General features: G+C 70.1%; 18 protein-coding genes. 9 read left to right on the top strand and 9 right to left on the bottom strand.

Annotated elements, in window-relative coordinates; all coding sequences use genetic code 11:
* Positions 1-2 precede the first annotated feature (2 nt).
* Positions 3-1,484 (top strand): PPE domain-containing protein, encoded by a 1,482-nt coding sequence (locus tag G9Q41_RS22430; RefSeq protein WP_165632996.1) that lies wholly within the window; start codon positions 3-5, stop codon positions 1,482-1,484.
* 301 nt (positions 1,485-1,785) lie between these two features.
* Here the strand turns inward: G9Q41_RS22430 and pglX are convergent, their stop codons facing one another.
* The 5 genes from pglX to G9Q41_RS17465 all read right to left on the bottom strand — a co-directional run bounded on the left by pglX (position 1,786) and on the right by G9Q41_RS17465 (position 8,073).
* Positions 1,786-5,517 (bottom strand): BREX-2 system adenine-specific DNA-methyltransferase PglX, encoded by a 3,732-nt coding sequence (gene pglX, locus G9Q41_RS17485; protein WP_207631131.1) that lies wholly within the window; start codon positions 5,515-5,517, stop codon positions 1,786-1,788.
* A 159-nt stretch (positions 5,518-5,676) separates the two neighbouring features.
* Positions 5,677-5,877: a DUF397 domain-containing protein gene (locus tag G9Q41_RS17480; RefSeq protein ID WP_165632995.1), complete on the bottom strand. Its 201-nt coding sequence runs from the start codon at positions 5,875-5,877 to the stop codon at positions 5,677-5,679.
* On the bottom strand, positions 5,877-6,734 hold the full coding sequence (locus G9Q41_RS17475) for a helix-turn-helix transcriptional regulator (protein ID WP_165632994.1): 858 nt from the start codon (positions 6,732-6,734) through the stop codon (positions 5,877-5,879). Before G9Q41_RS17475 ends, G9Q41_RS17480 begins: the two co-directional genes overlap by 1 nt.
* Positions 6,735-7,027: 293 nt before the next feature.
* Complete coding sequence (locus tag G9Q41_RS17470; RefSeq protein ID WP_092524922.1) at positions 7,028-7,225, bottom strand: DUF397 domain-containing protein; 198 nt, start codon at positions 7,223-7,225, stop codon at positions 7,028-7,030.
* A complete protein-coding gene (locus tag G9Q41_RS17465) occupies positions 7,222-8,073 on the bottom strand; it encodes a helix-turn-helix transcriptional regulator (protein WP_092524920.1) in 852 nt (283 codons plus the stop codon). Before G9Q41_RS17465 ends, G9Q41_RS17470 begins: the two co-directional genes overlap by 4 nt.
* Before the next feature lie 165 nt (positions 8,074-8,238).
* On the opposite strand from G9Q41_RS17465, the gene G9Q41_RS17460 reads away from it, so the two are divergent.
* From G9Q41_RS17460 to pglW, 3 genes are all read left to right on the top strand, one after another.
* Complete coding sequence (locus G9Q41_RS17460; RefSeq protein ID WP_092527750.1) at positions 8,239-8,538, top strand: zinc finger protein; 300 nt, start codon at positions 8,239-8,241, stop codon at positions 8,536-8,538.
* The gene (locus G9Q41_RS17455) at positions 8,535-9,266 is read left to right on the top strand and encodes a hypothetical protein (RefSeq protein ID WP_207631130.1); all 732 of its coding nucleotides are present in this window, start codon (positions 8,535-8,537) and stop codon (positions 9,264-9,266) included. The genes G9Q41_RS17460 and G9Q41_RS17455 overlap by 4 nt, the downstream gene beginning before the upstream one ends.
* Before the next feature lie 377 nt (positions 9,267-9,643).
* The gene (pglW, locus tag G9Q41_RS17450; RefSeq protein WP_165632993.1) at positions 9,644-13,972 is read left to right on the top strand and encodes a BREX system serine/threonine kinase PglW; all 4,329 of its coding nucleotides are present in this window, start codon (positions 9,644-9,646) and stop codon (positions 13,970-13,972) included.
* 189 nt (positions 13,973-14,161) lie between these two features.
* Here pglW and G9Q41_RS17445 read toward each other — a convergent pair whose 3' ends face one another.
* From G9Q41_RS17445 to G9Q41_RS17430, 4 genes are all read right to left on the bottom strand, one after another.
* Entirely contained in the window at positions 14,162-15,346 is a 1,185-nt protein-coding gene (locus G9Q41_RS17445) for an arginine deiminase (RefSeq protein ID WP_165633115.1), read from the bottom strand.
* 128 nt (positions 15,347-15,474) lie between these two features.
* A complete protein-coding gene (locus G9Q41_RS17440) occupies positions 15,475-16,275 on the bottom strand; it encodes a CPBP family intramembrane glutamic endopeptidase (protein ID WP_165633114.1) in 801 nt (266 codons plus the stop codon).
* A 120-nt stretch (positions 16,276-16,395) separates the two neighbouring features.
* The gene (locus tag G9Q41_RS17435) at positions 16,396-17,166 is read right to left on the bottom strand and encodes a DUF2470 domain-containing protein (RefSeq protein ID WP_092524913.1); all 771 of its coding nucleotides are present in this window, start codon (positions 17,164-17,166) and stop codon (positions 16,396-16,398) included.
* A 363-nt stretch (positions 17,167-17,529) separates the two neighbouring features.
* Positions 17,530-18,708 carry a homogentisate 1,2-dioxygenase domain-containing protein gene (locus G9Q41_RS17430; protein WP_165632992.1) on the bottom strand — a complete coding sequence of 393 codons (1,179 nt, stop codon included), beginning with the start codon at positions 18,706-18,708 and terminating at the stop codon, positions 17,530-17,532.
* A 237-nt stretch (positions 18,709-18,945) separates the two neighbouring features.
* On the opposite strand from G9Q41_RS17430, the gene G9Q41_RS17425 reads away from it, so the two are divergent.
* The 5 genes from G9Q41_RS17425 (at position 18,946) to G9Q41_RS17405 (ending at position 26,411) form a co-directional block, all read left to right on the top strand.
* Entirely contained in the window at positions 18,946-19,809 is an 864-nt protein-coding gene (locus G9Q41_RS17425) for a hypothetical protein (protein ID WP_217637878.1), read from the top strand.
* Positions 19,806-21,011 carry a fumarylacetoacetate hydrolase family protein gene (locus G9Q41_RS17420; RefSeq protein ID WP_165632991.1) on the top strand — a complete coding sequence of 402 codons (1,206 nt, stop codon included), beginning with the start codon at positions 19,806-19,808 and terminating at the stop codon, positions 21,009-21,011. The genes G9Q41_RS17425 and G9Q41_RS17420 overlap by 4 nt, the downstream gene beginning before the upstream one ends.
* A 4-nt stretch (positions 21,012-21,015) precedes the next feature.
* Entirely contained in the window at positions 21,016-21,720 is a 705-nt protein-coding gene (locus tag G9Q41_RS17415) for a helix-turn-helix domain-containing protein (RefSeq protein WP_175455113.1), read from the top strand.
* A gap of 232 nt (positions 21,721-21,952) precedes the next feature.
* On the top strand, positions 21,953-24,658 hold the full coding sequence (locus G9Q41_RS17410) for a glycosyl hydrolase family 65 protein (protein ID WP_207631129.1): 2,706 nt from the start codon (positions 21,953-21,955) through the stop codon (positions 24,656-24,658).
* 232 nt (positions 24,659-24,890) lie between these two features.
* Positions 24,891-26,411, top strand: coding sequence for a cytochrome ubiquinol oxidase subunit I (locus G9Q41_RS17405; protein ID WP_092524907.1), 1,521 nt, complete (start codon positions 24,891-24,893; stop codon positions 26,409-26,411).
* Positions 26,412-26,512 lie beyond the last annotated feature (101 nt).

Genomic DNA, 26,512 nt, shown 5'->3' with positions numbered 1-26,512 from the left:
CCATGGGATTCCTCGGCTGGCTGGGTGATCAGGCCAGCTCGGCGGCGGATGCCGTCGGTGACGCGGCCAACGCCACCTGGGGCGCGGTGACCGACGCCGCCGGGACGGTGCGCGACGACGTCGGAAGCGCTTTCGGCTTCGACACGCGCGCCGAGAACGCCCAGCAGGAGCGGGCCGCCAACGCCAAGGAGCAGGGCCAGCAGCTGCGCGAGGAGCTGGCCCAGCGCAACCAGCGGCTCAACGCCCCGGCGGGCTACGACCCGCCGTCGATCACCCAGCAGGAGAACTGGCAGTCCTACGACCACCAGCGGATCTACGACACCAACCAGAACACGCTGAGCCAGTCCGACGCCGAGGCGGTGGGCGAGGCCTGGCGCAACATCGGCGAGGAACTGGGGGAGATCGGCGAGCGGCTGCGCAAGGACTCCGCCAAGGCCATCGACAGCGGCTGGTCCGGCCAGGCGGCCGAGGCCGCCAAGGAGTCGGCGCATCCGCTGGCGGAGTGGATGAGCGGCAGCGGCGAGAGCTTCCGGATGACCGGCAACAAGATCGCCGAGGCAGGCTCGGCTGCGGGCCAGGTCAAGGCGATGGTGCCGCCGCCCAAGCAGTACGACAAGAGCCAGGCCGTGACCGCGGGGCTGCTGAGCGCCGGAACCGGTGTCGCCAACGACGCGGTGCGGCAGATGAACGAGCAGAAGCAGGCGGAGCGCAGCGCCCAGGAAACCATGAGCCGGGTCATGGGGGCGACCTACCAGAATGTGGACGGCACGGTTCCCGCCTACAAGGACCTCGACGGCAACGAGACCAAGCCGCAGTCGAAACCGGGTGACGGCGGAGGCACCGGCAGCGGCACGGGCGGTACCGGCGGGTACGGCGGCACCGGCGGTGTCGGCGGCGGTACCGGGGGCGGTGGCCCGGTGACCGCGGGCTATCCGAACGGCGGCGGGGTGATCGGTGGTTCGCCGGGGCAGTCCGTGCAGCCCGGCTGGAACGGCTCCGGTTCCGGTGGTGGATCCGGTGGTGGCCGGCTTTCCGGAGGTGGCTACGACTCGGCCGGCAACGAGTCCGCCTGGGCCACGAACCCGGGCGGTCCGGGCGCGGGCGGTGCCCAGGGCGGAGCAGGCGCCGCCGGTGGCGTCGCGGGTGGACGCGGTGCGGCCGGAGGAGCCGGTGGCGGTGCGGGCGCCGGTGGCTACGCCGGAGGCGGTGTGCCCGGCGGAGCCGGGGCCGGACGCGGCGGAGCTGTGGGCCCGGGCGGTCGGGCCGGAACCGGCGCGATGCCGGGCAGCGGTTCTTCCGGAAGCGGGGCCGCCGCGAGCGGTGCCTCCGGCCGTTCCGGCGGAGGACGGATGCCCATGGGCGCCGGCGCCGGGCAGAACCAGGGCGGTGAGGAAGAGGAGCACGAGCGTCCCAGCTGGCTCGAGGAGTGGGACGACGTGTGGTTCAACGACATGCCGCGGACTGCCCCGCCCGTCATCGAATGATCGGGTGAGGTTCGGCGGTGTCGGTTGCTTGGCGGGTCGCTTGACGGAACCTCGGTCGGGGTCTCGCTCCGGGGAAGGCCCGACATCGGGTAGCCACCTACACAACGTCGGGCCTTCCTCGCGAGACCCGAGACTGAGAACCCGCGGCGGTGCCGACTGCTCGGGCTCGTAAGCACCCGCGTTGAGGTGGCAGGCTTTCCGGGACCTCGGCCGCGTAGGTGGTTCCGTGGCGGAACCCCGGCGGTGCGGGGCAGGGCGGATGCTTCGGCGCCGGCGGCGCCGAAGCATCCGCCCGAGCGGGTCAAGCTGACGATCCCTTCCCCTTCCGCTTGGGCAGCGGGTTCACGTCCACGCGCCCCGTGGGCTTCCATTCGTCGAGCTCGGCTTCGGTGAGTCCGAGGCTGTTGAGCTGGTCGTCGAGGAAGCTCCGGTAGGTCTCGTGCGGGGTGGTGCCGAAGTCGGGGTCGATCTCGGGGTGCCACTGCGCGACCCAGGGCAGCAGCTGGTGCAGCCCGGCCAGCAGCGGGGTGAGCTGTTCGGCGGACCACCCGTCGTGGAGGCCGCGTTCGCTGGTGAGCACGGCCAGTGCCTGGGCCTGCTCCCGGTGGTCCCAGCCCGCCCAGCCGAGCAGCAGGCTGCCGTCGCTGGCGCGGCTCGCCCCCGGGTAGGAGATGAAGCGCTCCTTGGGCACGTCGAGTTTGCCGCGGTGCGTCCAGTAGCTGCCCTGCAGGAAGTCGGCCTTGGCGTACTTCGGCGGGACCTGGATCTCGCCGATCTCGGACTTGACCCGCTTGCGCACCTCGGGGTCGGTGACGTCCTTGCCTTGTTCGGCGGCGATGCGGTCCTCGGCGCGCTGCTTGCGCCAGACTTCTTCCCACTCGGCGCGTTTGCGCAGCCCGGAGGGCTTGTAGCGGTAGGCGTCCAGGAAGGGGACGTGTTCGCCGGTGACGAGCTCGGCGATGATCTCCTGCGGGCGCGCGTCGCCGTGGCCGAGCGCGTGCGCCGCCCACAACGTGGCCACGGTCTGGAAGGTTTCCTCGCCGCGCAGCAGGTCGGTGAGCTCGGAGACGCTGCGGGAGGTGGGCTGGGTGTAGCCGTTGTCATCGGTGGCGTACCACAGCTCGTGGTTCTCCAGCCGGTCCAGCAGCCAGTCGCGCAGCGCGCGCTGCTCCTGGGACTGCCGGGTTTCGGTGTTCCAGCGGCGTTTGCACTCGGGCCGTTCGATCAGCCCGAGGTCGCGGCGTCGCTCGATCAGCTCGATGCGGTTGGCGACCACGCGGCGGTACCACTCCGGCCAGTGCGCGGGCAGCTCGGTGACGGGGGTGGAGCCGTGGCGGTCGAACCAGCTGGTTTCGAGCTCGCCTGCAGCCTGCTTGCGCGCGAGCACGATCTCGAAGGCGCGCTCACCCAGCGCGAGCTCGGGGACCTGCGCGGGATCGTCGACGAGCACGTCTGCGGTCTCGTGCTCGTCCAGCAGCCCGTAGCGCCGGTAGACGTCCCAGTCCAGCTCCTCCTGCTCGGCGACCAGCCGCCCGCGCAGCCGGAAGTACTCGGCGCGGGCCTCGTCCAGCCGCTCGCGCGTGGGAGCGGCCGTCTCGGCGATGCTCGCCGGGGTGACGCGCTGCTGCGCGGTGGCCAGCTCATCGAGCCGGCGCGAGCGCTCCAGCGGGAGTTCGGAGGGCAGCGGGAACTGTTCCAGCTTGGTGCCGGTGAACTCGTACCGAGGTTCCCACGCTTCGTCACCGATCCCCCCGCCGATTCCACCGTTGCCCTTGTCGTGGCAGTTCTGCTTGAGCCAGAAGCAGGCGGTGGAGGAGTTCAGCACCCCCAGCAGCTCCAGGTGCTGCTCCTCGCTCGCATCCGCGGGCAGCTTGATCACCGGCGCGGAACGGTTGAACACCTTACCGCCGCGATCCAGCACGAAGTGGTTGTGCGTGGCCACGAACGCGAACGCGATGGCCCAGCTGTGTGCCCCCTCGTCCTTGGGGAGTTGGTGCCATTCCCACCAATTTCGTCTTTCTTGCTTGTAGGTTTTCCCGTTGAAATTTTTCCTGGACCACAGCTGTTCGCGTGTTGCCCAGTAGTGTTTCTTGATCGGGAAAGGAATATCTTCTAGTTTTTCTTTTTTCTGGTTGTATGGGTACAGTAGTGCTTCGATTTCTCCCTCTATTGACCAATCTCTGGCGTTTTCTCCGCGTGGCGATTCTCGGAAGATGTCGCCGACTGCTTCTATTCTTGCCTGCTGATTATTTTTTGTGCTAAATATTTCGTCGGCGTGTGTGTCTCCAGAGAATCCTATTCTCTTTTTCTTTTCCTTTATCTTGGTCGGGCGTGCATCCAGCTCGCTGCAAACTTCAGCAGAGCGGCCGCCACTGAGCGACCACGGATGTGTGCCGAACTGTTCGCGGACGATGTCGACTACGCTGATCCAGTCCGATTCACTGCCCGGCTGGTCGATTTGGTCGACGATGGCGCGCCAGACGTGGCCCTGGGCGGCGTCTTCCGGAACGCCGGGTTCACCCTGCACACCGAGCACGGCGCGGATGTACGAGCCGGGAACGGGCCACGAGTTACGTCCGATGAGGACGACCGTGGGGGTGCCGTGCCCGGGGATGTAGGCGCCGGAGGTGTCGATGACGTGGGTGAGGTTCCTGCTGGGCAGGTACTCCTGCACCAGTCGCTTGCCGAACTCGCGTTTCATGAACGCGTTCGAGGTGATCTGTCCGACGTAGCCCGCTCCGCGCCGGTCGTCTCCCGCGGGTGATTTGGCCAGCTGGAAGAAGCGCTCCGCGAACGGGACGGTCAACTGGTACTGCTTGTATGCGGCCTTGTACTGCTTCCGGTACAGCGCGTTGAGTTCCGGGTCGGAGACGTTGATGTAGGGCGGATTCCCGACCACCACGTGGTAGCTGCCGGACTGCAGCAGCCGCTGGGTGCTGAACTCGGTGATGTCCTCCCAATCGTTCTCCCGGTCGTTCTGCTGGAACAGCGCGTCCTGCACGCTCGGTTCGAGCAGCGAGTCCCAGGCCGCCACGGCCATGCTCCAGCGCTGGCTGCCGGTTCCGGCGATGGTCTCGACTCCGGCGATGTTCCAGGCGGCCAGCAGCAGCCGGAAGCGGGCGATGGCCACGGCGAAGGGGTTGAGGTCCACGCCGTGCACCGAGTCGAGGGCGGTGCGGGCGAGGGTGGCCCCGTCCAGCTCGGGTTTGCGTTCGCGCCACTTGTCCACCAGCCGGTGGAACGCGCCGAGCAGGAAGTGCCCGGATCCGCAGGTGGGGTCGATCAGCCGGAAACCGTCCAGCCCGAACTCGTCCACCGCGGGTTCGAGGGTGTGGTCGAGGATGAACTCCTCGATGAACTCGGGGGTTTGCAGCAGTGCGTAGTTGTCCCGCGCGTTCTCGGACAGGTCCTGGTAGAGGTCACCGAGGAAGCGGGTGTCCCAGCCGGGGTCGGTGAACTCGTGGACGAGCCTGCCTTCCTGCTCGGCGGGTCTGCGCCAGAACTTGATGAGCTCGCCTGCGGCCAGGTGCGAGGGGGTGAGTCGGTAGGCCGGGTTGTGCCGGGAGCTGAACAGCAGGCTGCCCGCGTCGTTGGCGGCCACGGCGGAGAAGCCGACCTTGATCCAGTCGGCGTTGGTGTCCAGCCGGTGCTGCTCGTCGCGCACGTGCGCCAGCTCGGCGTCCTGGGCCTGGGCCAGCCGGTCGCCGGGGCCAGCCAGGTGCGGGGCGATGAGCTCGTTGTCCTCGCACCAGCGCACGAACACGGTGCCCAGCACCCACGCCGCGGCCGACTGGGTGATCAGCCCGTCCCGGTAGCTCTCCCAGCTCGCGGCGCTGCGCTGGGCCTCCTGCATCTTCTTCCACTGCCGCTCGGCCCAGTCGCGCTCCGGTCCGGGCTTGTCCAGCTGTTCGCGCAGGTCCTCTTCCAGCGTGCGCAGCACCGGGCGCAGGTCGGCCAGCAGGCCGGGGTGGCGCGGGTCCGGAAGATCGGAGTCGGCGGAGTTGGCGGAGTCGACGGTGGGATTCGCAGTCACACCCACACTGTAGGCGCGGGTTGATCGTGCGTTGTACGGCTCGTGCGAGATCGTAACCTCGACCTCGCCCGATCAGCCCAGCGTGCCGTGCCGGGGCCGTGCTCCGGGCTGTGCCCGCGTGCTCGGGCGAGGTCCGGCACGGCCCGGCACGGCTCGCGGTCAGCCCCGGTCGTACTCGCCGGTCTTGAGTCGGTTCACGAAGCCGGCCCAGGCCCGCGGGCGCACGGCGAGGGTGCCGCCGGAGCGGTCCTTGGTGTCGCGGATGTCGACGGCTTCGGGGGTCAAGGCGACTTCGACGCACTGGCCGATGTCGTTGGAGTAGCTGGAGGTCCGCCAGTGGTGTGCTGCGTCGTGCTGCATCAGATGTGTTCCTCGCGCTTGTCGTTGAGGAGTTTCTTCGATTGTTCCGGAGAAGCGGCGATGGTGCGAAGGTGATTCATGATCTGGGTGTACTGGTCGATCTCGGGCTGCTCCTCGAACCAGAAGCCCTTGATCCGAGTCTCGATGTAGACGACCCCGGGGTCGTGCGGCATGGGGAAGTGCAGGATGGTGAACGGCCCGGTCAGGGCCGGGTGCCCGCCGACGGCGACGGGACAGATCTGCAGGGTGACGTTGGCGAGCTCGGCGGTGTCCAGCAGCTTGTCCAGCTGCTCGCGCATGACTGCTGGTTCCGCGACAGGGCGATCGAGAGCCTGCTCGTCGATGACCGCCCAGAGGTGGGTGGGGCTGTCCGAACGCGTCAGTGCTGACTGTCGTCGAACGCGGAGATCCACCTGCCGGTCGAGGTCGTGCTCGGTCTGCTGCCCCGCGCGGACGATGGCCTCGGTGTATCGCGGGGTTTGCAGCAAGCCGGGGATGAGCAGCGGGTCGTAGCTCTCGATCCGTGAGGCTCCGTCTTCCAGGCCGAGGTAGAGATCGAACTGGAGTGGCTCCCTGCTGTGGTCGATTCCGGTCCACCACGACTTGGTGTTGGCCCGCTCCAGCAGCCCGCCGAAGTGGCGCACCTGCTCCTCGGTGCAGTCGTAGTAGCGCAGCAGCTTCTCCAGGAACTCCAGCCTGGGCAGGTTGCGCTGGCTTTCGATGTGGGTGATGCGGCTCTGGGCGCACCGCATGTAGCTGGCCACCTGAGCCTGGGTGCATCCGCGTGCCTCACGCAGCCGTTTGAGTTCGAACGCGATGTAGCGCCGCAGCACGGCGGGCGAGTCGGTAGCGGTCATCAGCCTTCCCGGATCGGTCGGAGTCAGCTCTGATCATACGACTATCACCTGCGCGAGTGATTTATCCGTAACTATCTCTGTGTAATATTCACTGAAGACAGATCGTGAAAGAAATCATTCGCAGCGTGAGGAGTGTTGGTGATGCTGGAGGTTCCGTGCCGGGAGAAGGAGGTCCGCGCGCCTCGGGGTCGTTGTGGGCTGCGGGAGCGTTTCGGCGTCGGGGAGGTTGGTGCTGTGCAGGGCGCCGTTCGTGAAGGGGGTGCGAGTGGCGCCCTGCTGTGGGAGCCGCGTGCTCAGCCCCGGTCGTACTCGCCGGTCTTGAGTCGGTTCACGAAGCCGGCCCAGGCCCGCGGGTGCACGGCGAGGGTGCCGCCGGAGCGGTCCTTGGTGTCGCGGATGCCGACGGCTTCGGGGGTCAAGGCGACTTCGACGCAGTTGGTCTTCTGGTGCGAGCGGCTGGACTTGCGCCAGGTGGCGTTGTCGGTGATCACTGTTGCTTCTCCATGTGCGTGGCGTAGTGCTCGACGATCGTGCGCGATTCGTCCTGGGGAAGAACCAGTTCGCGCAGCGTGGCGACGGCTTCCCGGTAGGCTTCGACGTCACGCATACCGTAGAGAAAGGCGGCCGAGCTGTAGTGCTCCAGATGCACGATCGGTGCCGCTTTGGCGAACTCGTACAGGACGAAAGGTCCCGCGTGCGCCGGATGGACGATCTGCTCCCTGCCGGGCAGCACCCGTACCGAGATGTTCGGCTCATCGTCCATCTTGAGCAGATGACGTAGCTGCTCGCCCATGACCGAATGTCCTCCGGTGGGCTGCTGCAGTGCCTCCTCGGCGATGACGGCTGTCAGCTGCGGCCCGTTCGGCTTGGTGATCGTGTCGCGCCTGCTGAGGCGCAGCATGACCCGCTTCTCCGTTTCCCCGGGCGAGATTCCCGACATCACCGTTCGCGTGTAGTCGGCGGTCTGGAGCAGTCCGGGCACCAGCAGCGGTGACACGTCGGTGATGGCTGTCGCGGAGCGCTCGCACTCGAGCAGCGTGGTCATCTGCTGTTCGACGCCGGGCACTCCGGAGGTGAGCCAGTTCGGTTCCCCGACCTCGTGGGCGAGGGCGAGGATGCGCTCGTGCTCGGCGTCGCTGACCTCCAGAGCCGTGAGGTAGTCGGCCACTCGGGCGGGGTCGGGCACGGCGTCGCCGGTCTCGTAGCGGGAGACCGTCATGTGGTGCGTACCGAGCGCATGTGCCAGTTGGCGAATGCTCCTCTTCGCCCGTTGGCGGCATTCGCGCAGCTCAGCACCCAGAGCTCGTGCTTGCGGGCTTCCTCGTGCGCTGCGGGCCATGTGCCACATCCTAACCAAGCTCACCGGACTGCCAGACCACCTGAAGGAGTTATTGACCAGGAGTGATCGGGGCTTGGATTCTGTAACATGTGACAGCTGCTTGAACATGTGCATAGCTGTCACTCCGCCGGAAAGCGATCGAAGCGTTCGTTGGGAGTGTTGGTGATGCTGGAGGTTCCGTTGGCCGGGTGGGGTTGGTCCGGTCCGGTGGTGTGGTGGAACCCGGTGGCGGGGTTTCGGCACGCGTTCTCGCGGGAGTTGCGGCCGCGTCCGGGGCAGGAGCGCGACACCTTGTGCGGGCAGCGGCTCACGCTGATCGATCCGTCCGAGTTGGACTGGTTGCTGCCGACCTGCGACATCTGCATGAGCGTGGCCATCGAGCACGGTCGGGAGAAGGAGGACCTCGAGCGTCAGGCCCGCCGCAGGCTGCGGGAGCGCTTCGGCTTCGACGGGGACGTGCTGTGACCGGCGCGGCGCTGAACCTGGGACCGGCGCTGCTGCACCAGCCGGTCGGACTGCTGTGGATCCTCGGCGCCGTGCTCGCGCTGGCCCTGGGCAGCGTGCTCACCCCGCTGCGCGGCGGGCACGGGCAGCACACCGGGGTCGGGCCGGGCGCGCTCACCGTCGCCGGACTGCTCGACCGGCACCGCGCGCCGGAACCGTCCGGACGGCGCGAACCTTCGAGCACTGTGGACGAAAGCGCGGCTGCGAGCCACCCCGGAACAGCACCGGAACCACCGGCGAGGACGGACACGCTGATCCCGCACGGGCCGGACCGCTCCCCGGACTCTGACTGGTGGGACGCCCTCGGCTACTGGCCCGTGCCCGACTTCACCCCGGCCCAGCGGCGGGCGCTGCTCAACCACCCCGAGTACCAGCCACCCGACCCCCGCAGGTGGCGGCCGCGCCACCCCGTCAGCCTGGTCGAGCAGGACCTCGCCGTCCTGCTCGGCCTCCCGGCCGGTCAGGACGAGCACCCGGAACCCGGCTACATCGGCAAGCACCGCCTGGCGCCGAGCGCGGCTCGCGGTTGCGCCTCCCGTCCGGAGTGGACCGCGCAGGTGGGGCTGCTGGCCCACCGGCGAACCCCGCCGCGCGCGGCAGCTTCCCCGAGCAGCCGAGCGTCCCCGCCCGGGCGGATGCCCCCGCGCGGCCGGACATCCTCGCGCGGTCGACTGCCCGCGGCGGCCTGAATCGGGGGACGTGCCGGTGCGGGTCGACGAGAACGGCCGGTCCCGGCCTTTCTTCAGCAACCCCCGGGACCGCACGCAGTGGCGCGCGCCGAATTCGGGGCGCATGCCGAAACGAACCGACGAGAGCGATCGATCCCGCCGTCACGCCCCGGTGATCGCCCGACTACGCGTAGAATCCCCGCCGCACACGTGGGCAGCGCACGGAGGAGAAACCGCCGCCGTCTCCGGAGGGCACGCGACAGCGCCCCCGCGCGACAGCGGCACCGTACGGCAGCGGCGCTGCGTTGCAACGGCACTGCGCTGCAGCGTTAGCCGGGGCTGCAGCGGCAGCCGGGGCTGGCCCACAGGACACCGTCGGTCGGCACGAGGAGGAAGGCGTGGACGCCGAGTCGCAGCGCTGGCACCCGATCACACCCTCGCAGTTTCCCCACGAGCGAGCCGCGCTGGAACACGTCCGCGAACTGCTGCCGGACGTCGCGCCGTACCAGGCCTGGTCCAACTTCACCTTCATGTCCCAACAAGGGCACATCCGCGAAGTGGACCTGCTGCTGGCCACCCCCGCCGGACTGCGCATGATCGAGATCAAGAGCCTGCGCGGGACGCTGCGCGACCGCAACGGCGCCTGGATCCTGGGCACCCCCGACGGCAGAAGTCAGCGCACCATGGACCACCCGGTGTACCTGACCAACGCCAAGGCCAAGGAACTCCGCGGGCTGCTCGGAAGGGAGGTCCAGCGCAAGAACCGGCAGCACCAGGTCCGGATCCCCTGGATCTCGGCGGAGGTCTTCCTGTCCGACAGCTCCCTGCGCTGCGAACTCGACGAAGTGCAGAGCCAGCACGTCTACGGCAACGACATCGCCGGGCTGCCCGACATCAGCGAGCTGATCAACGCGCCCGCCCGGCCCGAGGTCGACTCGCAAGCCCTGCTGGTGCTGCACAAGCTGCTGCAAGCAGTCGGCATCCACCCCTCCGAGGAGAGCCGCAAAGTCAACCAGTGGGTGCTCGAATTCCCCGCCTTCGACAGCGGCCCCACCTGGCAGGACCACCACGCCCACCGCGAGGACATCGCCGGGGGCTACTCGCGCATCCGCATCTACCCCTACGGCCGCGACCAGCGGGGCGAGGCCAACGAATCCCTCGACGCGGCGGCCAAACGCGAGTACCAGGTGTTCAAGGACCTGCGCCACCGCGGGCTGCTGGTCCCCGCCGACTTCCAACCCCACGAAGCCGGGCCCACGCTGCGCTTCGACCAGCACCGAGAAGCGATGCGGCTGGACCACTACACGGCCACCTACGGTGACCGGCTCGACCCCGAGACCAAACTGGACATGATCCGCCAGCTCGGGCTCGCCCTGCACACCGCGCACGAAGCCGGGATCGTCCACCGCGCGCTGTCCCCGCGAGCGGTGCTGGTCGAACCCGCACGCCGCGAAGGCAAGGACGACTGGCTCACCCCCAACCTGCGCATCGGCGAATGGCAGATCGCCTCCCGCGGACTGGGCGGATCGACCACCAGCGACCGGATCGAACCCACCACCCACGCGGGCAGGCACATCGACGACGCCGCCGAGCCTTACCTGGCCCCGGAGATCCACAACAGGCCCGACGGGACCGTGGCCGTCGACGTGTTCGGCCTCGGGGCGACCGCCTACCTGGTGACCACCGGCAAGCCCCCGGCAGGAGACCGCCCCGGCCTGCTGAGCAGGCTGGCCGAAGAAGGCTGCCTGCGCCCCTCCGTGCTGGCCGACGGAGTGCCCGACCGGCTGGACGAGCTCATCGCCGACGCCACCCACGTGACCGACTACGAACGCACCATCGACGTGGCCGAACTGCTCGACCAGCTCGCCGAAGCCGAACAGCAGCTGATCGAACAAGCCGAAGAAGGCACCGCGGTCGACCCGTGGGAAGCCGTCGAAGGCAACGTGATCGACGAGACCTGGACCGTGCTGGAACGCCTCGGCACAGGCTCCTCGGCGCGGGCGCTGCTGGTCAACGACGGCGCCCAGCCCGAGAAGAAAGTACTCAAGATCGGCAAGGACGCCGACTCCGACCTCCGGCTGCGCACCGAAGCCGGCGCGCTGGCCGACCTGCGCCACGACCACATCGCCTGCCTGCTGCGCGAGAACCTCGAGATCGGCCCGAGCCACGCGCAACGCCACGCGATCCTGATCAACTACGCGGGCTCGCAAACCCTCGCAGCGCGACTGCGGGACACCACGCGCAACCAACTCACCCCCGACCAGATGCAGCGGTTCGGCGACCAGCTGCTCGAAGCGCTGGAATACCTCGAAAAGCACCGGACCTGGCACCGCGACATCAAACCGGAGAACATCGGCATCCGCGACGGCAGCGACAGCAAGAAAGCCGAGTGGCTGATGCTGTTCGACTTCTCGCTGGCGCTGGCCTCCGCCGAAGACATCGGTGTGGGCACCCCCGGCTACCTCGACCCGTTCCTGGGAACCGAGCGGCGCCGGGTCTACGACTGGCACGCCGAGCGGTACGCGGCGGCCGTGACCCTGCACGAACTGGTCTCAACCGAACGTCCGAAGTGGGGAGACGGAAGCTGCGACCCGCGCGTGGACCCGTCCTGCGGGCTCACGCTGTCCGACGACCTGTTCCCCGCGGCCTACCGCACGGAACTCGCCGAGTTCTTCACCGGCGTGCTGAGCGCCGACACGATGCGCCGCCCCCAGAGCGCGACGGAGATGCGCCGCCGGTTCAACGCGGCGTTCCGCAACGTCGACGAGGCAGACCTGCCCGCCACCGTCTCCGACAGCGGCACCGAAACACCGGAGCAGCTGCGCGAAGAAGCCGTCGAACGAGCCCAGCGGGAAACCCCGCTGGAATCCAGCGGCCTGACCCAGCGCGCGGTGCACGTGGCCCAGGGGCTGGGCATCAACACCGTCGGCGAGCTGATCGACCACAACCGCGGCGAGATCCTCAACATGCGCGGGTTGCGCAAGAAAACCCGCCAGGACCTGCGCCTGCGCATCGCACGATGGCGCGAGAAGCTCGACACCCCCGACCAGCCCCGCGCGCTGGCCGCGGCACGAGGCGACGAGCGCAACCAGCAGCACCAGCAGTCCGGGCTGCCCTCCGACCTCCGCGAGATCGCACAGCAGCTCATCCCCGCGGCCACCAAGAAGGGCACCTTCAAGGCCGAGATGGCCCGCCGCGTGCTCGGGCTGCCCGGAGAGGACGGAACGCTGCCCCCGGAGCGCTGGCCCACCCAGGCCGTGGTCGCACGTGCGCTGGGGCTGGACCAGGGCAAAGCCGCCGAGATCCTGCGCGCCCGGCGGCAGGAGTGGTCGGCCAACCCCGAGGTGGACGAGCTGCGCGCGGAGATCGTCACGCTGCTCAAGGAACTGAAACGCGTGGCCACCGTGGACGAGCTGGCCGGAACGCTGGTTTACGACCGGGGCGTGCCGGACATCGAGGACCCGGAGGAACGCCGGGCGTACGGCTGCGCGGCCGTGCGTGCCGTGGTGGAGGCCGAGCAGGTTCGCCAGGAACAGCGGCTGCAGTTCCGCAGGCACGGCGACGTGGTGGTCCTCGCGCTGGACGTCACCGCCGAGGACCCGACCGACACCACCGGGGCCGATCAGCTCATCGAGTTCGCGCTCGTGCTCGGGGGCAAGGCGCGCGAGCTCGCCGCCCACGAACAGCTGCCCACCCCCGCCACGGTGGTGCGTGAACTGGAGCAGCGCGCCCTCGAGAAGGTCGGCTACGTCTTCGAGGAACAACGGCTGGTGCGGCTCGCCGTGGCCGTCGCGGGCGAGCACGTGCGGGCCAACGCGCGCAACGAGCTCTACCGCGACGACATGCCGTTGTCGCGTGCCGTGCGGATAGCCCGCCTCGGGGCCGTGCTTCCCCGCGACGGAGTCGGCAGGGAAACGCTGGTGCGGCGGCTGGAAGCCCGCTTCCCCGGTCTGGGGGAGCGCCTGCCCGGCGGGGAACAGCTGCGCGAACTGCTCGACGAAGCGCTGATCCCGGTCAAGTGGGACGGGAACCTGTTCTGGCCCCCGGACAACGAGCAGGAACGCTCCAGCTCCACCACGGGCGGGGACTCCGGAAGCATCGGCGTGACCCCCGCGGGCGGCGGCGACATCACCGCGCGGCTGGGCCAAGCCGTGGCCAACGGGGGACTTCGGATACTCGGCGTCGACGCGCGCAACTGGGCGGCGGCCCGGCAACGACTGGCCGAAGAACTCGAAGCTCCCGTCGTGGACGTCAACGCGGAATTCGTGGCCGCAGTGCGCGCGGTGATGCGGGACATGAACATCACCGACCAGAAGGTGGTCACCGCCGCCGACGCCGCGGAGCCGAACAGCAGCGACGCGAACAACCTCGGGCGGCTGCTGGAGATGGTGTTCGAGCGGCTCCAGCAGCAGTGGTCGCGGCAGCCGGTGCTCGCGCTCGACAACATCGCGCCGCTGGACAGGTACGCGGACGGCAAGCGACTGCTGCGGCGCCTGGCCGACGAGGTCCGCTACGGCAGCGGGGAGAGCGCGTTGCGCACCCTGATCCTGCTCGTGCCCGGAGATGACTCCACGGCCAAGCCGAAGGAGATCAAACTGATCAGCGCCGACGAGCAGATCGCGCTGCCGCGCGAGTGGAAGCCGAACGGCACGAGCAGCACGAGCATCGCGGGTGGTGCGCGTGGCGTGCGGGCGGTGAACGGCGCGGGCGCCGGAGCGGCGTCCTGAGCGGTGTCCTGGGTGGTGTCCTGGGTGGTGTCCACTGGGGATTCCCAGTTTTAGGCAAAACCGGAGACCCCGGGGGAGCTGGGGACCGTTCGGGGTGCTGTGGATAACTCCCAATTTCAGGCGAAATTGGACTCCCACCCAGGGAAACCCCGCCCAGGGGTAGCGCCTCGAGCCGGGCGGGGCACGTGGCTAGTCCAGCCCGTCCCGCACCACCGGGGAGGACATGCAGCGCGGCCCGCCGCGCCCGGAGCCCAGCTCGGAGCCGCTGATGCGCAGCACCTCGATGCCCGCCTCCTCCAGCCGCGCGTTGGTCTCCACGTTGCGCTCGTAGGCCACCACCGTGCCCGGCGAGACCGCGAGGGTGTTGTTGCCGTCCTCCCACTGCTCCCGCTCGGCCGTCACCGGGTCCAGCCCGGTGTCGATCACCCGCAGCCGCTCCAGCTCCATGGCCTCGGCCGCCGCGCGCAGGAACGGTTCCGGACCGGACACCTTGATCCCGTCCCCGGCTGAGCGCAGCACGTAGGCGGTCAGGTGGTCCTGGATCGCCGGATACATCACCACCGCGTCCCGGTCGACCATGGTGCACACCGTGTCCAGGTGCATCGACGCCCGCGTCTGCGTGATCGGCACGGCCAGCACCGTGTGCGCGAGCCCGTCGGTGAACATGGACCGCGCCAGCGACTCGGCCCCGGCCGGTGTGGTGCGCTCGCCGACCCCCACGGCCACCACGCCGGGGGCCAGCAGCAGCACGTCCCCGCCCTCCACCGGGGCGGAGTGCGCACCGTAGGCGCGCACGGACTGCGCGAACCTCGGGTGGTAGGCGTAGACGAGATCGGTCAGCGCCGACTCGCGGGTGCGCGCGGGCATGGCCAGCGAGGTCACCGCCACCCGGTCGCCGATCCACACCGAGGAGTCCCTGGTGAACAGCAGGTTCGGCAACGGGTCGATCGCGAAGTCGTGCGGCTGGTGCATCCGCCGCACCAGCGACTGCCCCTCCGCGGCGGGCAGCTCCTCGAAGGTCATGCCTGCCACCAGGGCCGTTGTCAGCGTCCTGTCGTCCACACTGGCCAGATACGAGCACAGGGTGTCGGCCACCTCGGTGCTCAACCTGCGCTCGTCCACACCGCTGTGCAGCGCGGCCGTCCTGGCCCGGGGATCGGAGAGGGCCTCCGTGATCAGCTCGTCCAGCAGCAGCACCTCGACACCCCTGCCACGCAGCACCTCGGCGAAGGCGTCGTGCTCCTGCTCTGCGCGATCCACCCAGGGGATGGCGTCGAACAGCAGCTGGTCGTTGTTGCGCGGTGTGAGCCGCTTGAGCTCCCCGCCGGGGCGGTGCAGCAGCACGGTGCGCAGCGGGCCGACTTCGCTCGTCACGTGTGGAGTGGTCACGGCCCCGCAGCCTAGCGCTGTTGAGCGAGAATGACCGCATCCGGCGCGAAATTCGAAGGATCGTTAAACACGAGCGCACGCCGGTTTTCACATCGTTGCGCGCTGCTGTGCGATCAGGGCAGCCAGCCCACCCGCCCGCGCAACAGGGCGTAGCCGAGGAAGGCCACCACGTCGATCAGCGCGTGCCCGGCCACCAGCGCCCACAGCCGGTTGGTCCGCTGCCACACCCGGCCGTAGACCAACCCCATGATCACGTTTCCCACGAACCCGCCGAAGCCCTGGTAGAGGTGGTAGGAACCGCGCAGCACCGCGGACAGCCACAGCGCCCCGTTCTCGCGGAGCCCGAGCTGACGCAGCCGGGTGAGCAGGTAACCCACGACCAGAATCTCCTCGGCGAAGGAGTTGCCCAGGGCCGACAGCACCAGCACCGGCGCGCGCCACCAGGCCTCGCCCAGGGTGGACGGCTGCACGGACAGGTTCAGGCCGAGCGCGTGGGCCAGCAGGTACAACCCCAGCCCGGGGATGCCGATGAGCGCGGCCAGCCCCGCACCGCCCGCGCAGTCACCCCCGAGGCGGTCCCGGCGCAGCCCCACCGAGCGCAGCGCGATGCCGCCCCGCCACAGCAGGTAGACCCCCAGCGCACCCCAGGAGAACAGCCGCAGGATGTTGACCAGCTGCTGAGCCAGGTCCAGCAGCCCGAGGGTCGAGCGCGAGGCGTTGATCGCCACCGCCTGCTCGCCGAGCCCCTCGGGGCGCAGCAGCGCGTCCAGCAGCGAGATCAGGCTCTGCACCCCGGCCATGCCCAGGGTGATCGCGAAGACGATCACCAGCTCGACCACGAGTGCACGACGTTCGCGGCGAGCGGTGACCGCGCCCGGTTCGGCGGGGCGCGGCGGGAGGAACCAGTCACGCAGCACGGAGCCGGAACGCGTAGCTGGGGGTTCGGGCAGCGCCTGCCCCGAAGTGGAGGTGCTCACCCGAAGGACTCTAACCAAGGAAGCGGCTCGTTCCGCGCGCGTCGACTCCCCGGCGAGTCAGCGCTGGGCCGCCAGGAACGGGCAGCCCATCAGCCTGCGCAGCTCGGTGCTCAGCTGCTCGGAGTCCTCCACCGGCCGGGAGAACCCGATGCGCACGTCGTGATCCCCGTCCGCGGCCTCCACGCGGAGGCGCACCCCGTAGCGGTCCAGCCCCAGCGGACGCAGGTGACCGCCGCGCAGCCGGACGGGCAGATACCGGGTGAGCAGCCCCACCACGTCCCGGTGCGACAGCTCCAGGTGGCGCAGCCACCCGTCCTCGTGGAGGCAGAAGGGGTCTGGCTCGGCCGCGGCGAACTCGGCCGGCTCCAGCGAGTCCGTGCTCTCCGCGTCGGCCAGCACCAGCGAGACGCTCTCCAGCCGCAGCACCGAGGCGCCGTGACCGGCGTCCAGCAGGCGCGGGTCGGGCCGCTGCTCGGCCACGCGCAGCACCTCGGCGTGGGCCGTCTCCGGGTCGGGGAGCCGCAGCCTGCCGGTGAGCCAGAGCAGCCCGCGCACGGGCTCGCGCAGGCGCACCGGGGCGGAGTCGGTCACCTCGAGCACGCCCGTGAGCTCCCCGCGCGGGTTCTGCCACGCCGTGGCCACCAGCGGGTGCTCGTCGGGCAGCAGCAGCGCGGCGGTGCCGTCCGCGTGCACGTGGTGCAGCAGTGGCCGCGCGCGGTCGGAGGTGTCCCCGGACGGCAGTACGGTCGCCCGTCCACCGCGCTTCGCGATGGTGCGGGCCCGCTCTGCCGGGCCGGGAGTCGCGGGCCTGCGAGCGGTCTCGTGCATTGCTCACCTCTCGAGGGGACGCGCGGGCCTGGTCGGAACCGCTCCGGGGAGAACGTGCCGGACGAGCCACTGCCCTCGCCCGCGGCGCACGCGAGCGCTCGGACGCGCCGCGGGCCTGATCCACGGAGCTACTTAGGTAACCCTAACTCGTAGTGGTGGATCTGGAAATGACCCGTTCGGGGTGATTGCAAGCTCGGCGGTGCCGGTGGCTTGGGCTCAAAGCACCTGCGTTGGACGGGATCTCCAACCGGGAACTCCTGCCCGTGACCTCTGCGCACTTCCGGGAGAAGGTTCCGCTCCGCGCGAGCGCTTCAGCCGACTCGCGCGCCGGTCAACCGACCCGCCGAGCAGAGCGCCGTCGCCTCACGAACCGGCCCAGCTCCGCGCGTAGGAGGGGTCCTCGCAGGCAGCGGCCGCTTCGCCCAGGCGCAGCGGGCGGAAGGTGTCGATCATGACAGCGGTCTCGTCGAACCGCTCGGCACCGAGCGAGGCCTCCACCGCACCGGGCTGGGGGCCGTGGCTGCACCCGGAGGGGTGCAGTGACAGGGAACCGATGCCTATCCCGGACCCCTTCCGCGCTTCGTAGTCACCGCCCACGTAGAACATCAGCTCGTCCGAGTCCACATTGGCGTGGTTGTACGGGACCGGCACGGCGTCGGGGTGGTAGTCGACCTTGCGCGGGCAGAACGAGCACACCACGAAGTTGGGGCCCTCGAAGGTCTGGTGCACCGGCGGCGGCTGGTGGATCCGGCCGGTTATGGGCTCGAAGTCGCCGATGTTGAACACCCACGGGTAGAGGCAGCCGTCCCAGCCGACCACGTCGAAGGGGTGGTGGGCGTAGGTCATCCTGGTCGTGCCGTGGTGGTGCCGGACGAGCACGTCCACATCGCTTCCCTCCAGCAGCAGCGGCTCCGCGGGGCCGCGCAGGTCCCGCTCGCAGTACGGCGCGTGCTCCAGGAACTGTCCCTTGGCGCTCAGGTAGCGCTTGGGCGGGGCGATGTGCCCGGTCGATTCCACTATGTACAGCCGGAGCTGCTCACCAGCGTGCGGGACGAATCGGTGGGTGGTCGAGGCGGGCAGCACCACGTAGTCGCCCTCGGCGACCTCGAGAGCGCCGTGGATCGTCTCCACCCGGGCCGAGCCGGTCTGCACGTAGCACAGCTCGTCACCGACGGCGTTGCGGTACAGCGGGCTGGTGGTGTCCGGCACCGCGAAGCACACCGACACGTCCTCGTTGGCGAACAGCAGCCTGCGCCCGGTGACCGCGTCGACCGAGTCCACCGCGTCTCCGGTGGAGCCGAGCTCGCCGGTGCGGAAGTGCCGCGGCTTCAGCGGCAGGTTGGGCGAGGTGTCGCGCCCGTGCTCGTCCACGGCCTCCGCGGCGACCACGGCCGTGGGCAGACCGCGGTGGTAGAGCAGCGCCGACTCGGCGGAGAAGCCCTCGATGCCCATCAGCTCCTCGGCGTACAGCCCACCGTCCGGGCGGCGGAACTGAGTGTGCCTCTTTCGGGGGATCTCGCCCACCTGGCGGTAGTACGGCATACCGACCTCCGGTCGATCCGATGTCGAGTTGTCGGGTGCCGCGGTCGGTGAACCTCCTCCGCGCGGACGATCATCCGGTCGTCGCGCGCAGTACTCCGCTGCGGTGCGACGACACGCCGTGCGGCAGGCGCGCGGGCGCCTTCCGCCCCAGTTCGGGGGCCGGTTTGCCCTGCCGATTTGGTGTTCGTTTTACGGACACTTTTGTTCACTACCCGGCACGGCATTAGCGTGGCACTCGTGTCAAGCGCTGTTGAACTCCACGCTCCCAGTCCGCGCGGTATTCCGCCGCTGCTCGCACGCCTGGCCGACGACGCCTCACTGTTCTCGCCGGCCGGCGCGTCCGTCGCTCAGGCGGTCGAGGAACACCTGCGTGCGCGGGACGGTGAGTACGCGGGGCTGCTGGGGCCCATCCTGTGCCAAGTCTCCCGACTGCCGGAACTGATCACCGAACTGGCCAAGGCCAAACCGGCCGAACCCGTTCCGATGTCGCTGGTCTGCGACACCGGACTCGGAGAGGTGCCGAAAGCTCTCTCGATCATCGAGGGCCGCCACGAACTGCTCTCGCTCCGAATGGTCGAGATGCCCGGCCCCTCGGACGTGGACGACATCTGGTTGGAACGCGTCTCCGAGTTCGTTCCCGAGGACGTGGTGCGCGTGGTCGAACCCCGGCGAGGGGAGGGGTGGCTCGACAGCGTGCGCCGGGTCGCCGAGTTCGGCTGCTGGCCGAAGCTGCGCTCCGGCGGGCAGACAGTCGAGTCCTTCCCCAGCGTCGACGTGGTGGCCGAGTTCCTGGCCGTGGCCACCACGCTGGACGTTCCGTTCAAGGTGACCGCGGGTATGCCGCGGGCGGTGCGCCGCACCGACTCGGAGACCGGGTTCCCGTACCACGGCTTCCTGAACCTGCTGGTGGCCGTGGGGCGCGCGCTGTCGGGCCAGGACGTGCGCGGGGCGCTCGCCAGCACCGACGAGGCGGAGCTCGCGGCGGAGGCGGGGTCCTTCTCCGACGAGGCCGCCAAGGCGGTGCGCGGGGTGTTCGCCTCCTACGGGGCGAACTCGCCCACCGATCCCGTGTCCGATCTCGTCGAGTTGGAACTGCTGTGAGCTGGATCGAGGACCCGGAGTTCACTCCGGACCACCCCTTCGGGCCGCAGACCCTGCCCTACGGGGTGCTGGGAACGGCGGCGGGCCCGACGGTGGCGGTGCGGGTCGGCAGGCACGCCATCCCGCTGCGCGGCATCGCCGACGAGCTCGGACCGAGGCTGTCCGAGCTCGTCGGGGGGTCCTCGCTGGACCCGCTGCTGGCGGCCGGACGTCCGGCGTGGCGGGAGCTGCGGGAACGCCTGCTCGAGCTGGTCCACGCCGAGCGGGCCCCGGCCGGTGCCGAGCTGCTGCGCACCGACTGGCACACCCAGCTGCTGCCGTTCACCGTCTCCGACTTCGCGGACTTCTACTCCTCCAAGCACCACGCGGAGAACGTCGGGAGGATATTCCGGCGGGAGGCGGAGCCGCTGCTGTCGAACTGGACGCACCTGCCGGTCGCCTACCACGGCCGCTCCGGGACGGTGTGCGTCTCCGGAACGGACGTCACCCGCCCGAACGGTCAACGCCGGGTCTCCGGCGATCCCAAGCCGGTTTTCGGGCCGACCCGCAGGTTGGACTTCGAAGCCGAGGTGGGCTTCGTCTGCGGGGGAGAACCGACCGACCGGGTGGGCACGGAGGACTTCGCCGAGCACGTGCTCGGTGCCGTGCTGGTCAACGACTGGTCGGCCCGCGACATCCAGGCGTGGGAGTACCAGCCGTTGGGCCCGTTCCTGGCCAAGTCGTTCGCGACGTCGATCTCGGGGTGGATCACCCCGCTGGAGGCGCTGGAGCACGCCAGGGTCCCCACCACGGGGGAGGCCGACGGGATGCAGGACTACCTGGTCGAGCAGCAGCCGTGGGGCCTCGACCTGCGGCTGGAGGTCCGGTGCAACGACACCTTGCTGTCCGGGCCCCCGTTCGCGGAGATGCACTGGTCGCCCGCGCAGCAGCTCGCCCACATGACCGTCAACGGAAGCCCGGTTCGTCCGGGGGACCTGTTCGCCTCGGGAACGGTCTCGGGGCCGAACCCCGACCAGCGGGGGTGTCTGCTCGAGCTCACCTGGGGCGGCTCGGAACCCGTCACGCTCGAGGACGGCGAGCAGCGGACCTTCCTGCAGGACGGGGACAGGGTGCTGCTGAGCGCGACCGCACCCGGCGAGCACGGCTCCGTGGTCGGGCTCGGCAACGTGGCCGGGACGATCCTCCCGGCCGTTCGGAGGTAGCACGATGAACACCGGATCGGCTCGGCCCGACCGGGAACCCACTCCGGAACCGGAGCGGGAACCGGCCGGGGCGACCTCGACGAAGGAGAGCTCGCTGACCCTGGAGCGCGGGCTGAACCTGCTCCAGGCCGTGGCCGACGCGGACAGCGAGGCTCCCACGATCAGCGATCTCGCTGCGGGGGTCGGGGTCAGCCGAGCCGCGGTATATCGCCTGCTCGGGCCGCTGCAGAACCGCGGCCTGGTGCGCAGGGAGGGGTCCAGGGTGCGGCTGGGGCTGGGCGTGCTGTGGCTGGCGGGCAAGGTCGTCCCGCAGCTGCGGTTCGCAGCCCTGCCCGCGCTGCGCGCGCTGGCGGAGCGAGTGGGGGCGACCGTGCACCTGACCGTGGCCGACGGCAACGAGGCGCAGGCGATAGCCGTGGTCGAACCATCCTGGACGAGCTACCACATCTCCTACCGGGTGGGCACCAGGCACTCGGTGCAGCGCGGGGCGGCCGGGCGCGCGGTCGACCTCCCCGCCGACGGGCCCAAGTGGGTGACCAGCACCGGTGAGCTGCAGCCCGGCGCCTACGGGGTGGCCGCCCCGGTGCGGGGTGTTCCCGGGCTGCGGGCCAGCGTCGGGGTGGTGGCCATGGAGCCGCTCTCCCCGGACGAGGTGGGGCCGCTGGTGGTGCAGTGCTGTACCTCGGTGGCCGAGGCGCTGGGGGAGTAGGGACGCCCGGCACGCTCCGTCGTGGTCGGTGGAGGAGTTCTCGCCTGTTCCACCCCGCCGCGTTGGGGACGAAACCCCGTCAGTTGCCGTGAATGTGGACGGAACCACCGCGAAGCCCCTTAGGCCGTTCCGGCGAAATTCCGCGGACACGCGCCTTCGATGTTGACTCACCCCGGAAAGGCCGGGTTGGCTTTCCCGCTGTCGAACCGCGACGTCCAACCGGGGTGGACCAATGGGACTGTCATCGAGACGAGCGGGCGGGATCCTCACCGGAGCGCTGCTGGCGATCACCACGGCCGTGACTCCGGCGCAGGCGGAGCCCGCACCGGCCGATCCGTCGGCACCCTCCGCGCGGCACGGCCACGGGTGTTCTCCGCACGATCCGGGCTGGGTGCTGTCGACCGACGAGTTCGACACCACCTACACCAGGCACGCCTTCATCGGCAACGGCTACCTCTCCCAGCGGGTGCCTCCCACCGGAACCGGATACGTGGCCACCGGAGGCAAGACCGGCTTCCCGCTGGAGACCCAGCGGTTCGACGGCGCCTTCGTCAGCGGGCTGTACGGCAGCGGCCCGAGCGCGCAGACCGACGAGGACAAGCACTCCATCGCCGCGATCCCCACCTGGTCCACGCTGACCGTGGACAACGGTTCCGGCACCTACGGCGCGGAGACCCCGGGCAAGCGGATCTCCGACTTCGAGCAGTCGCTCAACCTGCGCTGCGGCCTGCTGCGCACCTCGTTGACCTGGACCTCGAAGGACGGCAGGAAGACCGACCTGGTCTACGAGATCGTGGCCGACCGCTCCGAACCGCACGCGGGAGCCGTGCGGCTGCGCATGACCCCGCACTGGAGCGGTCCGGCCACCGTTGCGGGCGCGATCGACGGCGCCGGCGCACGCCGGATGCGGCCGACCGGCGGCGGCTCCGCCAACGGCGCCGTCCACGTCGGATTCCGCACCGAGGAGGTCGGCGAGACCGGCACGGTCGCTTCGACGCTGCGCCCCGGGGACGACGTGCGCGCGAGCACCACCGCGCGCGGGCAGCGCGTCGACGGCCTCGACGCCGAGCAGTCGATCAGCTTCCGCGCGCGGCGGGGACGCAGCTACGAGTTCGGCAAGTACGTCGGAGTGGACACCTCGCTGACCTCCGCGGACCACCGGGCCTCGGCCCTGGCCACGGCCAGGCAGGCGGCCGAGCGCGGCTGGCGGGAGCTCTTCGCCTCGCACGCGGACAGCTGGCAACGGCTGTGGCGCAGCGACATCCGCACCCCGGGGCGGCCGAAGATGCAGCGGTGGCTGCGCTCGAGCAAGTACGCCCTGCTGTCCAGCATCCGGCGCGGCCAGGACAACAGCATAGCCCCTGCCGGGCTGAGCAGCGACAACTACGCCGGACTGGTCTTCTGGGACGCCGAGCTGTGGATGTATCCCGCGCTGCTGGCCCAGCACCCGCGCATCGCCGAGTCCGTCCCGGCCTACCGCGAGCGGACGCTGGGAGCAGCCGAGCGCAACGCCGCCGAGATCGGCCAGCGGGGCGCCTTCTACCCGTGGACCAGCGCCGACAGCGGCGACCTCGACACCGACTGCCACAGCTGGGACCCGCCGCACTGCCTGACCCAGAACCACCTGCAGGGCGACGTAGCGCTGGCCACCTGGCAGCACTACCAGGCCACCGGAGACGAGAAGTGGCTGCGCGAGCACGGCTGGCCGGTGCTGCGCGCCGTCGCCGAGTACTGGGCCGGACGCGTGACGCGCAACTCCGACGGCAGCTACTCGATCAACGACGTGGCCGGGCCGGACGAGTACAGCAACGGGGTGGACGACGGCGCGTTCACCAACGCGGGAGCGGCGACCGCGCTGCGCGACGCCACCAGGGCCGCCGAAGTGCTCGGCGAACCGGCCCCCGAACGGTGGAGCACGATCGCCGACGGCCTGCGCATCCCCTTCGACGAGCAGCGGGGGGTGTTCCTGCAGTACGCGGGCTACGACGGAAGCGAGATCAAGCAGGCCGACGCGGTGATGTTGCAGTACCCGCTGGAGTGGCCGATGTCGAAGGAGCGGGCCGGGAACACGCTGGACTACTACGCCCAGCGCACCGACCCGGACGGTCCGGCGATGACCGACGCGGTGCACGCGATCGACGCCGCCGCGGGCGGCAGGCCCGGCTGCGTGACCAACACCTACCTGAACCGCTCGATCCGCCCCTTCGTCCGCGAGCCCTTCGCCCAGTTCTCCGAGGCGCGGGGGGACCAGGCCGGGGACGACGGCGGTTCACCCGCGCTGAACTTCCTGACCGGCAACGGAGGGTTCCTGCAGACCTTCACGAACGGCCTGACCGGGCTGCGCTGGAGGACCGACGCGGTGCGACTGGATCCGACGCTGCCGCCGCAGTTCCCGCGCGGCGTGGAGTTGACCGGCATGAAGTGGCAGGGACGCACCTACGACATCCGCATCGGACCGGACAGCACGCGGGTGTGGCTGCGCGACGGTGAGCCGTTCACCGTGCGCACCCCGGACGGGGAGCACGTGGTCGACGGGAGCGGGCCGCTGACGATCGACACCCGGCGGCCGGACCTGGAGCCGACCGACAACCTCGCCCGCTGCCGGGCGGTCACCGCCAGCGGATCCGAACCGGGCAAGTACGCCGAGGCCGCCGTGGACGGCAGCACGGCCACCACGTGGACCGCTGACCAGCAGCGGGCCGAGCTGACCGTCGAGCTGGACGGGCCGAGGCGAGTGGAGCGGGTCGAGCCGCAGTGGACCGAGGTGGCCCCGGCCGAGCACCGGGTGCTGACCTCGCTGGACGGCCACCACTTCAGCGAGTTCGATCCCGAGGAGGACGAGCCGGTGCTCGCCCGCCACGTGCGGGTGGAGGTGACCGGCCCCGGCGGGCAGGAGCACCCCGGAATGCGGGAGCTGCGCGTGACCGCGCAGTGGTGATCCCGGACGCGGTCGACCCCGCGGGCGAGCCCTGGCACGCGGGGCGCCCGCGGTGGTACAACGAAGTTCACGCGGTCCAGCTCACAGCTGGGGCCCAACGGCGGCCCCGGCAGGGAGCCCAGCGGAGTCCCGCGGCAGGGACCATGGTCCCGCCGGGTGCGGGACCTCGGTCCGCCCACGAGAGGACCAACGAATCTGTGCGCCCCCGCCCGCACCGGGGAGCCTGGGAACCGTGGATCTTCTCGACATCGCCAGGTGGCAGTTCGGGATCACGACGGTCTATCACTTCCTGATGGTCCCGTTGACGATCGGACTCGCGATTCTCGTCGCCGGGATGCAGACCGCGTGGTACCGCACGGGCAACGAGCGGTACCTGAAGATGACCAAGTTCTGGGGCAAGCTCATGATGGTTAACTTCGCCATGGGCGTGGTGACCGGCATCGTGCAGGAGTTCCAGTTCGGGATGGCCTGGAGCGAGTACTCCAGGTTCGTCGGCGACGTCTTCGGGGCCCCGCTGGCGATGGAGGGGATCGTCGCCTTCTTCGTCGAATCGGTCTTCCTCGGGCTGTGGATCTTCGGCTGGGACCGGCTGTCCAAGCGCGTGCACCTGGCCTGCGCCTGGGCGTTCTCGCTGGCCACGGTGGCCTCGGCCTACTTCATCCTGGCCGCCAACTCCTGGATGCAGCACCCGGTCGGGGTGAAGCTGGTCGACGGGGAACCGCGGCTGAGCTCCATCTGGGCGGTGCTGACCAACAGCACCCTGCTCGCCGCGTTCCCGCACACGATCTTCGGCTGCTTCGCGGTGGCCGGGACCTTCGTGCTCGGCATCGCCGCGTGGAAGGTGTGGAAGCGGGACCGTGCCGGTGCGCCGCACGACGAGGACCGCAGGGTCTGGCACAAGTCCATGCGGGTCGGCGCCTGGGTGGCCCTGGTGGCCTTCGCCGGACTGGCCGTCTCGGGTGACGTGCAGGGCAAGCTGATGTTCTCCCAGCAGCCGATGAAGATGGCCTCGGCGGAGGCGCTGTGCCACACCGAGCAGCCCGCGAGCTTCTCGGTGTTCGCCTACGGGGACGTGAGCCAGCCCGACTGCGAGAGCGTCAAGAGCCTCACCGTCCCCTTCCTGCTGTCCTACCTGGCCCACGGGGACTTCAGCACCGAGGTCAAGGGCGTCCAGCAGCTCCAGCAGGAGTACGAGCAGAAGTACGGCGCGAACTACCCGGACGACCCCCGGCTGGGCGAGCTCGCGGGCGAACCGATCGACTACCAGCCCAACCTGCCCGTCACCTACTGGGGATTCCGCCTCATGATCGGCTTCGGCGCGGTCTCGGCGCTGTCCGCCGCGGCGGTGCTGTGGTTCACGCGGAAGGGACGTTTCCCCACGGGGCGCTGGTGGGGACCGCTGGCGCTGGCCTCGATCGCCACGCCGTTCCTGGCCAACGTCTTCGGCTGGGTGTTCACCGAGATGGGCAGGCAGCCCTTCGTCGTGGTCCCCAACCCGAACCCGTCCGGAGTGGACGGCGTGCGGATGTACACCGCCCAGGCGGTCTCCTCCGGGGTGGCACCGGGCGAGATGCTCACCTCGCTGATCGCGCTGACCTCGGTGTACGCGGTGCTGCTCGTCGTCGAGGTCTTCCTGATGGTGCGCTACGCGCGCGGCGGGTTCGAAGCGGTCATGCCCCCGAAGCACTCCGACGGCGGAGGGGACGACTCCGACTCGGACGAGGACTCCGATGTGCTGTCCTTCGCGTACTAGGCCCGCCGCGACACCGCCACGCACGGCCGGGAACCGCCGCGCGCGCCGGAGCCCGGCCGCGGGGGCGCCCACCGCGCCACCCCGCTCGACCACCGCCGGAG

The organism is Actinopolyspora sp. BKK2 (assembly GCF_011291845.1).
Taxonomy (GTDB): domain Bacteria; phylum Actinomycetota; class Actinomycetes; order Mycobacteriales; family Pseudonocardiaceae; genus Actinopolyspora; species Actinopolyspora saharensis.
The sequence above is the reverse complement of the archived record's forward strand: the minus strand, read 5'-3'. Positions and strand labels throughout refer to the sequence as shown.

Coding starts and splice junctions, on each gene's coding strand:
- G9Q41_RS22430 (WP_165632996.1), top strand. CDS start 3: ATGGGATTCCTCGGCTGGCTGGGTGATCAGGCCAGCTCGGCGGCGGAT.
- G9Q41_RS17480 (WP_165632995.1), bottom strand. CDS start 5,877: ATGCAGCACGACGCAGCACACCACTGGCGGACCTCCAGCTACTCCAAC.
- G9Q41_RS17475 (WP_165632994.1), bottom strand. CDS start 6,734: ATGACCGCTACCGACTCGCCCGCCGTGCTGCGGCGCTACATCGCGTTC.
- G9Q41_RS17465 (WP_092524920.1), bottom strand. CDS start 8,073: ATGGCCCGCAGCGCACGAGGAAGCCCGCAAGCACGAGCTCTGGGTGCT.
- G9Q41_RS17460 (WP_092527750.1), top strand. CDS start 8,239: ATGCTGGAGGTTCCGTTGGCCGGGTGGGGTTGGTCCGGTCCGGTGGTG.
- G9Q41_RS17435 (WP_092524913.1), bottom strand. CDS start 17,166: ATGCACGAGACCGCTCGCAGGCCCGCGACTCCCGGCCCGGCAGAGCGG.
- G9Q41_RS17430 (WP_165632992.1), bottom strand. CDS start 18,708: ATGCCGTACTACCGCCAGGTGGGCGAGATCCCCCGAAAGAGGCACACT.
- G9Q41_RS17415 (WP_175455113.1), top strand. CDS start 21,016: ATGAACACCGGATCGGCTCGGCCCGACCGGGAACCCACTCCGGAACCG.
- G9Q41_RS17410 (WP_207631129.1), top strand. CDS start 21,953: ATGGGACTGTCATCGAGACGAGCGGGCGGGATCCTCACCGGAGCGCTG.